The sequence below is a fragment of the Gilliamella sp. wkB171 genome (assembly GCF_001693755.1).
Classification (GTDB): domain Bacteria; phylum Pseudomonadota; class Gammaproteobacteria; order Enterobacterales; family Orbaceae; genus Gilliamella; species Gilliamella apicola_F.
The window spans coordinates 51499-65762 of the sequence record NZ_LYST01000048.1; the positions used below are offsets into that span (position 1 = coordinate 51499).

Annotated in this window: 12 protein-coding genes; 6 read left to right on the plus strand and 6 right to left on the minus strand. The window is 34.7% G+C overall.

The window, feature by feature from the left end; all coding sequences use genetic code 11:
• Positions 1 to 2: 2 nt before the first annotated feature.
• The 3 genes from A9G03_RS12375 to A9G03_RS09855 all read right to left on the minus strand — a co-directional run bounded on the left by A9G03_RS12375 (position 3) and on the right by A9G03_RS09855 (position 1776).
• Entirely contained in the window at positions 3 to 161 is a 159-nt protein-coding gene (locus A9G03_RS12375) for a YpfN family protein (RefSeq protein WP_082209445.1), read from the minus strand.
• Between the two features lie 106 nt (positions 162 to 267).
• The gene (dapE, locus tag A9G03_RS09850; RefSeq protein WP_065799106.1) at positions 268 to 1407 is read right to left on the minus strand and encodes a succinyl-diaminopimelate desuccinylase; all 1140 of its coding nucleotides are present in this window, start codon (positions 1405 to 1407) and stop codon (positions 268 to 270) included.
• A 12-nt stretch (positions 1408 to 1419) separates the two neighbouring features.
• On the minus strand, positions 1420 to 1776 hold the full coding sequence (locus tag A9G03_RS09855) for an ArsC family reductase (RefSeq protein ID WP_065633465.1): 357 nt from the start codon (positions 1774 to 1776) through the stop codon (positions 1420 to 1422).
• A gap of 605 nt (positions 1777 to 2381) precedes the next feature.
• Between A9G03_RS09855 and A9G03_RS09860 the strand changes: the two genes are divergently transcribed.
• The 6 genes from A9G03_RS09860 to tkt all read left to right on the plus strand — a co-directional run bounded on the left by A9G03_RS09860 (position 2382) and on the right by tkt (position 9333).
• Positions 2382 to 2624 (plus strand): FeoA family protein, encoded by a 243-nt coding sequence (locus A9G03_RS09860; protein ID WP_065633464.1) that lies wholly within the window; start codon positions 2382 to 2384, stop codon positions 2622 to 2624.
• The gene (gene feoB / locus A9G03_RS09865; RefSeq protein ID WP_065799107.1) at positions 2621 to 4957 is read left to right on the plus strand and encodes a Fe(2+) transporter permease subunit FeoB; all 2337 of its coding nucleotides are present in this window, start codon (positions 2621 to 2623) and stop codon (positions 4955 to 4957) included. The genes A9G03_RS09860 and feoB overlap by 4 nt, the downstream gene beginning before the upstream one ends.
• Before the next feature lie 51 nt (positions 4958 to 5008).
• Positions 5009 to 5248 (plus strand): FeoC-like transcriptional regulator, encoded by a 240-nt coding sequence (locus A9G03_RS09870; protein WP_065633462.1) that lies wholly within the window; start codon positions 5009 to 5011, stop codon positions 5246 to 5248.
• A 324-nt stretch (positions 5249 to 5572) separates the two neighbouring features.
• Entirely contained in the window at positions 5573 to 6028 is a 456-nt protein-coding gene (gene rpiB, locus A9G03_RS09875) for a ribose 5-phosphate isomerase B (RefSeq protein ID WP_065799108.1), read from the plus strand.
• Positions 6029 to 6241: 213 nt separating this feature from the next.
• A complete protein-coding gene (tal, locus tag A9G03_RS09880; RefSeq protein WP_065633460.1) occupies positions 6242 to 7192 on the plus strand; it encodes a transaldolase in 951 nt (316 codons plus the stop codon).
• 134 nt (positions 7193 to 7326) lie between these two features.
• On the plus strand, positions 7327 to 9333 hold the full coding sequence (gene tkt, locus A9G03_RS09885; RefSeq protein WP_065799109.1) for a transketolase: 2007 nt from the start codon (positions 7327 to 7329) through the stop codon (positions 9331 to 9333).
• Between the two features lie 90 nt (positions 9334 to 9423).
• On the opposite strand, the gene A9G03_RS09890 is transcribed toward tkt, so the two are convergent.
• From A9G03_RS09890 to rimO, 3 genes are all read right to left on the minus strand, one after another.
• A complete protein-coding gene (locus tag A9G03_RS09890) occupies positions 9424 to 11001 on the minus strand; it encodes a phosphoethanolamine transferase (RefSeq protein WP_065799110.1) in 1578 nt (525 codons plus the stop codon).
• A gap of 494 nt (positions 11002 to 11495) precedes the next feature.
• The gene (locus A9G03_RS09895; protein ID WP_065799111.1) at positions 11496 to 12884 is read right to left on the minus strand and encodes an MATE family efflux transporter; all 1389 of its coding nucleotides are present in this window, start codon (positions 12882 to 12884) and stop codon (positions 11496 to 11498) included.
• Between the two features lie 8 nt (positions 12885 to 12892).
• Entirely contained in the window at positions 12893 to 14209 is a 1317-nt protein-coding gene (gene rimO / locus A9G03_RS09900; protein ID WP_065799112.1) for a 30S ribosomal protein S12 methylthiotransferase RimO, read from the minus strand.
• Between the last annotated feature and the right edge of the window lie 55 nt (positions 14210 to 14264).

A 14264-nucleotide genomic window follows, 5' to 3' on the forward strand; every position in this document is an offset into this window, starting at 1 on the left:
GGTTAATCATCGTCATCATCATTATAGGGGATAGGTTTTATCCCTTTCTTTTTTTCCAGATAAGATTTGTAGTTAAGTTTGCTAAGCGATTTAATCGTATTAATAAAAATACCAATTAAAATAACTACAATTATCCACCAATAGTCTTTGAGCCACTCCATCTAATCACCTTTGGTTATGGTCGAGAATAATCGCAATCATCGTTTACTGCTAAAAATAAAACTAGCAACATATTCTTTTGTTATCAGTAACGATAATCTTTATTCACTAAATCGATAATAGTTTTTCTAAAATGTTATGATATATTGCTGTTAACGTGATGATATCCTGACAATTTACATTCTCATTAATTTTATGAATAGTCTTATTCACTACGCCTAATTCTATCACTTGGCAGCCTAATTGGGCGATAAAGCGGCCATCAGAGGTTCCACCACTTGTCGATAGTTTGGTCTCTAATTGTGTTAATTGTTTGATAGCATGTGTAGCTGCATCGGTAAGTTCCCCTTTCGGCGTTAAAAAAGGTTTACCCGATAATCGCCAAGTTAGGCTATAGCTTAATTTATGCTTTTGTAAAATTTGCTCAACCCGAGATTTAATGACATCGTCAGTCAATTCGCTACTATAGCGAAAATTGAATTGGACTTTTAAATCCCCCGGTATGACATTTTCGGCACCTGTTCCACCATTAATATTTGCTACTTGCATCGTAGTTTGTGGAAAATATTCATTGCCATTGTCCCAAATTGTTGTAACTAATTCATTCAAAGCTGGAGCAAAGCGATGCACCGGGTTATCAGCAAGGTGGGGATAGGCGACATGCCCTTGGATACCGTGGACTATTAAATTCGCTGTGAGCGAACCTCGGCGTCCATTTTTAATTTGATCACCAAGTTTTTGATCACTAGACGGTTCACCAACAATACAATAATCAATGCGTTCTTGACGTTTTTTAAGTAGATCAACAACTTTGACTGTACCATCAGATGCATCGGCTTCTTCATCCGAGGTAATTAAAAAAGCAACACGACCAGAATGATTGGGATTGTTTTTAACAAATTGTTCAGCTGCACATACCATTGCCGCAACGCCACTTTTCATATCTGCCGCACCACGCCCATATAGGATGCCGTTTTCATCGACTGTAGGTTGAAAAGGAGGATATAGCCATTGGCTTTCATCACCTGCTGGCACGACATCGGTATGTCCTGCAAACATTAATGTCTTTTGTGAAGGATCGCCATGATATGCCCATAGATTTTTGGTGTGACCTAAATTTACTTCTTCTATAGTAAAGCCTAAAGGTTTTAATCGTTCAATAATCATTTTTTGACAGTTTTTATCATCAGGACTTATTGATTTTTCAGCGATCAATGCTTTAGTTAAAGTAATAACAGGGTCTGTCATAATTATCTCGGTTTATTTTTGTGTAGCAAAAAATTGTGAATAGCTTTCGTCAGAAAAGCCTAATAAAGCGCGTTTTCCATCAATGAGTAAAGGACGTTTTAATATTGATGGATTGGCTAACATAATATCTTTTGCCGCTTGTTCATTATCAACGTTGGCTCGAATGGTTTCATCAAGTTTACGCCAAGTTGTACCGCGAGTATTGAGTAAACTTTGCCAGTTAACTAACTGTAAAAATGAATCTAAAAGTTCTGGTGATAAACCATCAGTTTTATAATTATGAAACTGATAGCTAATATTATGTTCATCAAGCCAAGTGAAAGCTTTTTTCATTGTATTACAATTTTTAATACCATAAATGATATACATTAAAATCTTTCCTAATCTGAATTGTTATAAAAAGATTATAACAGTTATCTGCTAAGTTCGGCAATTTGCGATTAATGTGAGCTAGTGGTTTGGATAAGGATATAGTATTTAATTAACTATAGTTTTAGTTTAATTGTATTGGTGGTTGAGGTATTTTTTAGATAGGTGAAGATGATCTTTTTCCTAATGTTAATAAAAATAAGATAGCGATTGATAAGAAAGCTAGATCTTAAGGTTTAGAGTGTTAATTTTAGTTGTTAATTTGCTCGTTAGACGATAACTATAAAAATCTATTGCTATTATCCTAATAAATAGGGTTTATCAACAAGTTTTAGGATAAACATACGGTTTAGTATAAATTGTGGTTTATGTATTACCATTTTATAAAAAAATATATAAAATTGCGTTACAAATTCAATGAAAAATCTCATTTTTACACCATAATTCCATAATCATTTCTATTTTTTTAATGTTTATTTGCTTTTTTATATTGAAAAAAACATTATCATTGCGCGATATTCGCGTTTTTAAACTAAATTATTCTGATAATCATGATTTAAACGATACAGATTAAAACGAATAATTCAGCAATATCTAGGAGCACAATGTCAGTCCTAACTTTAAATCACCTCGCCTTAGGGCAGGAGGCGGTTATATCACGTCTATTGCCTGAATCGTTGCCATTTCGTCGGCGACTGTTAGCTATGGGTGTCACGCCAGGTTGCAGAGTTTTAGTGATTCGAGCCGCACCATTAGGCGATCCACTGGAAATTAAAATACGCGGTTTTTTATTATGTTTGCGGCGTAGTGAAGCGGCAACTATCGAAGTTATGGAGGTTGAGTCATGAACGTTGCACTCATTGGTAACCCAAATTGTGGTAAAACGACGCTGTTTAATTTACTTACTGGTGCAAAACAGCGAGTCGGTAATTGGCCGGGTGTGACTGTTGAGCGTAAAACCGGTGTGCTTAATTATCAAAATAACCAATATACTATTGTTGATTTGCCCGGCACCTATGCTATTGAATCTGATCCGTTGTCAGTGTCACAAGATGAGTTAGTCACGCGTCAATTTGTCTTGAGTGAAAAAGCGAGTGTAATAATCAACATTATTGATGCCACCAATTTACAACGTAGCTTATATTTGACATTACAATTAATTGATTTACAGCTGCCAATGGTTGTTGTCTTAAATATGACTGATGCGTTAAAAATGACAGGTGAACAAATTGATACTGAAGAGTTGTCACATATACTCGGTTGTCCAGTAATTGCTATATCATCTAAGAAAAAAACGGGCATTGATTTATTATATCAACAAATTGAGAAAATTAGCTCAACTAAGCAAGTGACTAAATCTGCAATGAATACCTTAGGTCATGATCAGGAAGCAGTAATTACTCGTTATATGGACGAATTGCCGCCAAACAGTCAGGTTCATCAATTTAATCGTTGGCAATTGATTGATGCTTTATTAGACGGCTCACGTTATCAATTAACCCCATGCGAATCAGAAAAACTTAACGCTTGTCGATTATTACTTTCTGCATGGTGTGATTATGAAATTGATGTCGCGTTAGCCAGTGCTCGTTATGACGTGATTGATAATGTGTGTAAAAACGTTATTAATAAACCTCGGGAGCTAAGTTCTACTTTTTCTGAAAAGCTCGATAAAATTGCGCTAGGACGGATAACAGGTATACCTTTCTTTTTGCTAGCGATGTATGCTATGTTTACAATCGCTATCAATTTTGGTTCAATTTTTATCGATTTTTTTGATGGTTTTTTTTATACGATTTTTGTTGAAGGTCTATCTTATCTATTGCATCAACTCGATGCGCCTATCTGGATGAATATTATTTTAGCTGACGGCATTGGAACGGGTATTAAGACGGTATCAACCTTTATTCCGGTTATTGCAGCTATGTTTTTTGTCTTATCTTTCTTAGAAGATTCTGGGTATTTAGCCCGTGCGGCAATGATGGTTGATAGAGCCATGCGCTGTATTGGGTTGCCTGGTAAAGCTTTTGTGCCAATGCTGGTGGGTTTTGGCTGCGGGGTACCTGCGATTATGGGAACCCGAACACTAGAAAGTACACGTGATCGTATTATGTCCATTTGTATGATTCCTTTTATGTCTTGTGGTGCAAGGTTACCTGTTTATGCCTTATTTGCTGTTATCTTTTTTCCACGTCATGCATCAATGGTCGTTTTTTCTTTATATTTGCTTGGTATATTCGTTGCACTCGCTACCGGTTATATTTTAAAACTAACCTTATTAAAAGGTCAGCCAACCCCTTTTATTATGGAAATGCCTGTTTATCGAATTCCGACATTACAAAGTATGTTTAAATTAACTTGGCAAAGGTTAAAAAGTTTTATTGCTAAAGCTGGTAAAGCCATTGTAATTATGGTGACGGTACTGAGTTTACTAAATTCATTGGGCACTGATGGTCGATTTGGACATGAACAATCTAATGATTCAATACTTGCTGCATTTAGTCAAACCATTACACCTGCACTTGCACCGATGGGGCTTGATAAACAAAACTGGCCAGCAACAGTTGGGCTTTTTACGGGTGTTTTTGCCAAAGAGGCTGTTATTGCGACATTGAACTCACTTTATTCTATGGATAACCAACAACTCCAACGCGATAACTTCGATTTTAATAACAGTATTAAAGCTTCAATATTATCGATTCCTAAAAATTTACTCGATTTTACTGATACTATTTTAGATCCATTAGGATTCTCATCTTTGAAAGAAGATATTGATGATATTGAAAATGATTTAGCAATTGACTCTACTACAGTTGCTAAGATTAAAACTTCATTTATGACGTACAATGTTGCCATTGCCTATTTGATTTTTATCCTACTTTACACGCCTTGTGCGGCAGCATTGGGGGCGATTTATCGTGAAGCGGGAATTAAATGGATGGTATTTGTTGCCCTGTGGACATTTATAGTAGGTTGGCTGGTTGCGACGATATATTATCAGATAACTTTATTAGGGCAATCAGTCTCGGCAATTTATTGGTTGATAGGGTGTGCTGCATTTATTGGTACAATGATTTTATTAATGCGTTGGTTTGGGCAATATTCGTCTTTAAGTATATCGGCCAAATCACATTACGATGCTACAAATGGATCTCGCTGCTGTGATCCATCATTAAAGTGATCATAAAACTTATTGGAGAAGAGCAAGCCTAGCGTTTGTCTTTTTACTCATATGTTAATTTCGATTCGAGATTATATTCAATTAAAAGGGCGAGCAAATCTACAAGATATTGCTCGCTATTTTCATTTACCTGAAAGCGCAGTTGAACAAATGATGTTGTTTTGGATTAAAAAAGGCAAGATAAAGCTCTATATTATGGAGGATTCAAATGCTTGTGGAACAAAAAAATGTGTCAGTTGTGTAGGTTGTGACCTAACTGGTCAACGCATTTATACTTGGGCATCATCTTAAATAACTTCAGTTAATTTATCCTTTTTCAACGAGATGTATCAACAGATAAAATAAATTTGCGTCATTTCATTTTTTCATGCTTTTAGCGTGTATCAAATGTTTTTATGTTTAACCTTTGATTGTTTTTGTGAAAGAAATTCAGGTTATCAAGGCTTTTAAGTAAAAAATATTCAATAATTTTAGTCTTCTATCCATCAATAGCTTAATAAATATTTTATTTTCGAGACCTTTATCACATAACTGAAATAATTTATATTTAAATAATAACAAATGATATTAATATGAACTTATGTTCATTTTAATGAAAGTTAGTAAGGAGAAAACATGAAATCTATTGCAATAGGTGCAGATGATGCTGCTTTTGAGTTTAGAAATAGTATTGTTGAATATTTAACTAAGCAAGGTATTGAGCTCGTTGATTATAGTAGTGATAAGCAGTCAGAAAATAGTTTATATCCTGATGTTGCTAATGCTGTTGCATCTGCTATTAAAGCCGGAAAACATGAGCGAGGTATTTTAATTTGTGGAACTGGAATTGGTGTAGCGATTGCTGCCAATAAAGTTCCCGGTATCCGCGCCGCTCAGTGCCATGATGTTTATTCGGCTGAACGTGCCAGAAAGAGTAATAATGCACAGATTATGACTATGGGGGCTAGAGTCATCGGTGTAGAATTAGCGAAAAAGCTCGTACAAGCATGGCTAGAATCGGAATTTGAAGGTGGCGGATCAACGGCTAAGGTTGAACGAATCTGCTATTACGATAAGTTATATTCAAAGTAACTAGGTTGTAATAAATTTTTTTAGTTAAAGTAAATTTAAATTCATAAAAAAATATAAAATACTGTAGTGGAACTCGCGTGTTTTTATCGACATTTTTAACTTTCTTAGTTCAAAATAACAATATAAATAGCGATTTGATAGTGTCGTTTTATTATTGAATAAATGATATGATAACTCAATTTGAAATAGCAATGTTGTAGAGGACATAGATGTATGAGTCAATTAGATGAATTCAAAAAATTAACCGTTGTAGTTGCTGATACTGGTGATATCGATTCAATTAAACAATTTTCGCCTGAAGATGCAACAACTAACCCTTCTTTAGTACTTAAAGCCGCTCAACTTCCTCAATATCGTCATTTAATCGATTCTGCTGTTGAAACTGCTAAAAAATTAGGTGGCAGTAAAGAGCAACAATTGATCAATGCTTGTGATCAAGTTGCTGTAAATATAGGCGCTGAAATTTTAAAAATTATTCCAGGACGCATCTCAACAGAAGTTGACGCTCGCCTGTCATTTGATAAACAAGGTTGTATTGAAAAAGCTCGCCGAATTATCGAACTTTATAAACAAAAAGGGATCGATAAATCAAGAATCTTAATTAAAATTGCTTCAACCTGGGAAGGTATTAAAGCTGCTGAAGTTTTAGAAAAAGAGGGTATTAATTGTAATTTAACGTTACTCTTTTCATTTGCACAAGCGCGAGCCTGTGCAGAAGTGAATGCCTTTTTAATTTCACCTTTTGTCGGTCGTATTTATGATTGGTATCAAGCTAAAAAACCTATTGAACCTTATGTCGCCGATCAAGATCCTGGGGTTGTTTCGGTTCGTAATATTTATAATTATTATAAACAACATGGTTATAAAACCATTGTTATGGGCGCAAGTTTCCGTAAAGTCGACCAAATCTTAGCTTTAGCTGGTTGTGATAGATTAACTATTTCGCCTAATTTGCTATCAGAAATGCAACAATCTAACGCGCCAGTAGTACGAAAATTAGATCCTAATCAAACCATTGTTGCGCGCCCTACATTAATGACTGAAGCTGAATTTAGATGGCAACATAATAGTGATGCAATGGCGGTTGAAAAATTAGCTGAAGGTATTCGTGCTTTTGCTGTTGATCAAGGTAAATTAGAAGACATGATTGGTGCACTTCTCTAATTATGTACTATCGTCAGGGGGAGCGTTTCCCCCTCTTTTTTATTTTCTATCGTTATTTCTTAACGATTTTTGTAAGTGTAATTTAACTTGCAAATAGTAATGATATTTAAATTAAATATTTTGGAGATTACAAAATGAATGCAATAACTTTATCTCACCGCGAACTCGCGAATGCGATAAGAGCATTAAGTATGGATGGCGTACAAAAAGCAAAATCAGGTCATCCAGGGGCTCCTATGGGAATGGCCGATATGGCAGAAGTTCTTTGGCGAGGTTTTTTAAAACATAATCCAACTAATCCTCATTGGGCAGACCGTGACCGATTTGTATTATCAAATGGCCATGCGTCAATGTTGATTTATAGCTTATTACATTTAACTGGCTATAATGTCACGATAGATGATTTGAAAAATTTTCGTCAATTGCATTCAAAAACGGCAGGGCATCCTGAATATGGTCATCTACCAGGCATTGAAACCACAACAGGACCATTAGGTCAAGGTATCGCTAATGCGGTTGGTATGGCAATTGCAGAAAAAACATTAGCGGCCCAATTCAATAAAGCAGGTCATAACATTGTTGATCATCACACTTATGTATTTATGGGTGATGGCTGTATGATGGAAGGTATTTCTCATGAAGTCTGTTCATTAGCGGGCACCCTTAAATTAGGTAAACTTATCGCGTTTTATGATGATAATGGTATTTCAATTGATGGTGAAGTGGAAGGTTGGTTCACTGATGATACTGCAAAACGTTTTGAAGCTTACGGCTGGCATGTGATTCGTGGCATTGATGGTCATGATGCGAAAGCGTTAGCTGAAGCTATCGAACAAGCACAAGCCGTAACTGATAAACCATCATTATTAATGTGTAAAACAATTATTGGTTTTGGTTCACCAAATAAGGCCGGTAGTCATGAAAGCCATGGTGCGCCATTAGGTGATGCTGAAATCGAAGCCACTCGCAAAGCATTAGGATGGACATACCCACCGTTTGAAATTCCTAAAGAGTATTATGAAGCTTGGGATGCAAAAACAAAAGGTCAGCAAATTGAACAAGAGTGGAATGCGCGTTTTGATGCTTATGCTAAAGCCTATCCTGAATTAGCGAAAGAGTTCAAACGTCGTGTTGAAGGTCAATTGCCAAATAATTGGCAACAAACAGCTAAAGATTTTATTGATAAATTACAAGCTAATCCAGCAACTATTGCAACGCGTAAAGCTTCGCAAAATGCGATCGAAGCTTTTGCACCAGCACTACCAGAATTTCTTGGTGGTTCAGCCGACTTAGCACCAAGTAACTTAACCATGTGGTCAGGCTCTAAAGAGATATTGGCTAATCCTGATGGCAATTATATTCATTATGGCGTGCGTGAATTTGGTATGTCAGCGATTATGAATGGTATTGCTCTACATGGCGGATTTATTCCATATGGTGCAACTTTCTTAATGTTTATGGAATATGCCCGTAATGCAGTAAGAATGGCTGCGTTAATGAAGATTCGTTCATTATTTATCTATACCCATGATTCAATTGGTCTAGGTGAAGATGGACCAACGCATCAACCTGTTGAACAAATGGCTAGTTTGCGCGTTACTCCAAACGTTAGTACTTGGCGACCGTGTGACCAAGTTGAATCAGCAATTGCATGGCAATATGCAATTGAACGTAAAGATGGTCCAACAGCATTAATCTTCTCAAGACAAAATCTTAAACAACAAGATCGTACAGCACAGCAATTAGCTAATGTTTATCGTGGTGGTTATGTTCTAAATGATTGTACAGGCACGCCAGATCTTATCATAATTGCGACTGGCTCTGAAGTTGAACTTGCGGTAGAAGCTTATCATCAACTTACCCAAGCAGGTAAAAAGGTTAGAGTCGTTTCAATGCCTTCAACAGATGCCTTTGACAAACAAGATCCATCTTATAAAGAATCAGTTTTACCTTCATCAGTAACAGCAAGAATTGCTATTGAAGCTGGTATTAGTGATTATTGGTATAAATATGTAGGTCTAAATGGCAAAGTAATCGGCATGACAACGTTTGGTGAATCAGGACCAGCAGAGCAATTATTTAAAGCATTTGGTTTTACTGTTGAAAATGTAATTGCCCAAGCCAATAGTTTGTTAAAATAACAAAATTATCAATCTAACCAAAAACACCATAAGTAGTAAATTGCTTATGGTGTTTTTATTATCTATTTAATAAGTTATTTTTATAAAAAATTAATTAAAGGGATTTGGATCTTTTTTCAATTTATCATACTCGTATAAATTATTCATGTTCCAATCTTTGACTTTGATATTTTGTTGTTCGGGTATTGCTGTAATTTCATGTTGCATATAATCATGTTTGACATCTAATTCAATCCCCATCCATTTGCTTAGTAAATAAACAAACTGAAAACCAGAAATTTGTTTGTTGATTCGTAGTTGAGACTGATTATTTGAATCAAAGAAAATTAACGGTACTTGATAACTATTTTGATAGTCGGCATTGTGCCTTAAGTCTTGATACTGATCTGCATGAGCAAGTCCATGATCTGCAAAATAGACAACGGAATAATCTTGATAATATTTTTTTAGTGTATCTATGGTTGCAGCAATGAGGTCATCTGTCTCCTTAATACTGCTTACATAACATGAAATATTTTCATTATTAAGATCAAATTGAACGGGAAGTTCTAGTCGCCTACAAAAATGCGGATGTGAACCGATAAGATGCATAACAATCAGTTTGGGATTATCATCATTTTTTGAAAGAATATTATCTAATTCTGGTAATAACAAAGTATCATATTTTCCTCGTGAAGACTTACCATTAAACTCTCCTGATTTGGTATAAAAAGAGTATTTTGCATAAGCGGCGATACGAGGTACAGTAATTTCAATTGCTCCTAGCTTCCCCTGATTTGAAAGCCAATAGGTGTCAAATCCTGCTTGGTTAGCAATACTGACAATATTATTATTTAATTGGCTATTAACTTCTTTGGAAGTAGGAAAAAATGATTCACTAATTAAATGCGGTATCGATGCTTGAGTATGTGGGGCTGGTGCAATCAATCCATCCCAAATGATATAGGCATTTTTATCAGTAAATGGCGTATTGATATATTTAAAACCGTAGGCGCTCATATAATCTTTACGAACGCTTTCGCCAATAATGATAATATAGGTTTTGTATTTAGGAGTAATCGATGAAATTGGAATTAAATTGTTATTTTCTAGTTGCTTAGCTTGTTCTTGTTTTTCTTTTAAGTAAAGTTTTACACAATCGTAAAATGATACAGTAAATTCTAAAATAGGGTATTTTACCGTGTGTATAAAAGTTGATGAAATTGAAGTGAAAGTGTTCGAATTGTATTTAATAATAGCTTTAACTGGCCTGTAACAAAGAAGCAAGATGGCAAAAATAATTAAGTAACAATTATTAACTTTCGGAAATGGCAATTTTCTAAAAATTACAATAAAAACTAAGATTAATAATAATGGAAAAGTATAAAAATAAAATGAGAGTTGGGAACAAAACTCTTCAAATTCATCTAAATTTGTTTCTGCTATTGCACTGACAACAGCAACATTTGGGGAACCATAATAGAATCCAGCAGGGAAATATAATGCAGCGATTACAAAAAAAATACCAAAAAAAATTCTGCCAATAGTAAATCTTGCGAAAAATATGAGTGAAAAGTATGTAAGTAATATACGATCGAATCGTTGTGGATAGCCTAATAAATAGACTAATAATACTGATAGACAAAGGCAAATGATATGTTGCAGCAATATTCTTTTTTTTAAAATCACAAAATTAAAACTTTTTCTGAACAATTAATTTGGTGATTAATTATATAGTTAAATAAATTTTGTGCAATTATTATCTATAGTTATTTCTTATTAATAACGTCGATTTATAAGTTTATTTTTAAGATGTAAATTTTATAAACTCAATTATCAAGGCTCGACTAAAACAGTCGTTAGTACATAGTGATTCAATCAAATCTTTAAAGGTTTTATTTGTAAGATGATTATTAAGAGTATTAAATTTAAATTTCGTTTAATGCATTAGATTTGTAACAAGCAGTATCTCCGTTAGGATTGAAGAATTACCCTATAAAAAAACTGCTTATTACTTATATCGTTAACCTTTAAAAGTGGGTGCTTTTTAAAGATCATGAAACGTAATATCACAAAAAGATCAACTAATTAATTTAGTTTTAAATATTATTCAGGCAATTTTTTAACGTTAAAGTTAGATTTACCCATTAAAAATTAGGTTTATTATTCTTTACTTATTAACATTATCTCGATGCTCGTTCTAGAATAACATCGATAGGTTGTCTTTGAATATAAACCATTCTTGTAAGCAATAAAATTGCTGCAACACTCAGACCTGATATAAATCCTATCCAAAAACCAGCAGCCCCTATTGGTTCGATAATAATATTTGTTAATCCCAAAATATAACCAACGGGTAAGCCTACTACCCAATAAGAAATAAGCGTAATAAAGAAAATACTTTGTGTATCTTTATAACCACGCAGTACATTACTTGCAACCACCTGTAAATAATCAGAGACTTGATAGATAGCCAATAAAATAATTAATTGTATGCAGATAGAAATAACAGTACTTTCGGTGGTGAAAACTTCAATTATTGGTGATTTAAATATTACTAATATCAGTGCCACAATAATTGCTAACATTAATGATATTGTTAAACTGATATAAGCGCTTTGCTTTGCTAAAATTGGCTTGCTTTTACCCAATAAAAAACCGACACGAATACTCGTTGCGACACCTAATGATAGGGGAATAGCAAATGTTAAACTACTGATGGTAAAAATAATTTGATGGGCAGCAACGGTTGTTTGGCCTAATGGTGCTATCAATAATGCGACAACTGCAAATAAACTGACTTCGAAAAAGTAGGCTAATGCTAAAGGCGTACCAAGAACAATAATATTTTTGATGATTGAAAAATCAAATAGTTTTACCATTGGTGTTTTACGTACATCTTGCTGACTTGAGGTGGTTAATGTGTATATTCTTATTAACGCGAACATTAACCAAAATATAATTGCGGCAGTGATACCGCAACCTACACCGCCAAAAGCTGGTAACCCTAATTTACCATATATTAATATGTAATTAATGGGAATATTGGCAAGTAATGCAATAAATATAATTACCATTGCTGGTTTAGTATTTGATAACCCTTCACATTGATTACGGTAAACAAAAAAGAGTAAAAAAGCCGGTACTCCCCACATAATTGCACGTAAAAACGATACCGCCACATTAACCATTTCTGGATCTATAGGATGATCAGTAGAACTTCTCAATGTAATTAATTTATCGGAATGATAGAGAAAAAGCATCATGATTATCGACAAAAATAACGCAATAATTACACCTTGACGGGTGTGAATTGCAATTTGATCTCGTTTAGCTGCACCATTTAAATTAGCGATAATCGGCGTTAAAACCGTCAGTAAACCTTGACCAAATAAAATTGTTGGTAGCCAAATGGAAACCGCAATAGCTACACCAGAAAGTGCGGTAGCACTATAATTGCCGGCCATAATGGTATCGACAAAGGTGATAGCTGTTTGCGATATTTGGGCAATCAATACCGGAACTGCTAATTTTATAATATTTTTAATCTCTAACCGATAATGTAGTTTCATTGTTTTTATTACTGTTTAACAGTTCCCCATAAATCATATTCGTCTGAATGTTCAATATTAACTTGAACTATATCGCCAACTTTAACACTGTTTTCTTCATTTAGATAAACAACACCATCAATTTCTGGTGCATCTGCCATGCTACGGCCAATTGCGCCTTCTTCATCTACTTCGTCTATGATGACCGATAATGTTTTCCCAATTTTATCTTGTAATTTTTGGGTAGAAATCGTTTGTTGTAGTTGCATAAAACGATCATAGCGTTGTTGTTTGATTTCGTCAGGAATTTGATTTGGTAGCGCATTCGCTGCTGCACCTTCAACAGGACTGTAAGTAAAACAGCCAACGCGATCTAATTGTGCTTGCGATAAAAAGTCGAGTAATAGTTCAAAATCTTGTTCGGTTTCACCAGGGTAGCCGACAATAAAGGTTGAACGTAGGGTGATTTCAGGACAAATATTTCGCCATTTTTCAATTCGTTCAAGAGTACGTTCAATTGTGCCAGGTCGTTTCATTGATTTCAGAACTGATGGGCTGGCATGCTGTAAAGGTACATCTAAATAAGGAAGAATTTTACCTTCAGCCATTAATGGAATCAATTCATCAACACTCGGATAGGGATACATATAATGTAACCTTACCCAAATACCTAGACTCGCTAATTGTTCACAAAGCGTTTTGATATCGGTTTTTAGTGGCATACCATTCCAGAAATCGGTACGATTTTTAATATCAATACCATAGGCTGATGTATCTTGTGCAATCACTAATAATTCTTTAACACCACTGTCGGCTAAGCGTTTAGCTTCATCAAGCACATTACCAATCGGGCGACTGACCATCTCGCCTCGAAGTGATGGAATAATACAAAATGTACAGTTATGATTACAACCTTCAGAAATTTTTAAATAAGCATAATGCTTTGGTGTTAATTTAACACCTTGTTGTGGCACTAAACTTGTAAAAGGATTATAAGCTGGTTTAGGTGCGTATTTGTTTACATGAGTCAGCACAGATTCGTAACTGTGTGGACCTGATATTTCAAGCACTTTAGGATGAACAGAGCGAATCTGATCTTCTTTGGCGCCAAGGCAGCCAGTGACAATGACCTTTCCATTTTCGTTTAATGCTTCACCGATAGCTTCAAGCGATTCTTGCACAGCACTATCAATAAAACCACAGGTATTAACAATAACTAAATCAGCATTATCATAACTTGGTACAACTTGATAACCTTGAGTACGTAACTCAGTTAAAATTCGCTCTGAGTCAACAAGGTTTTTAGGACAACCAAGGCTCACAAATCCAATAGTAGGGGATGACATATTCATATTTTTATAGTGTGTTTATTAATTAGAGGTATATTTGAGAATTTTATCT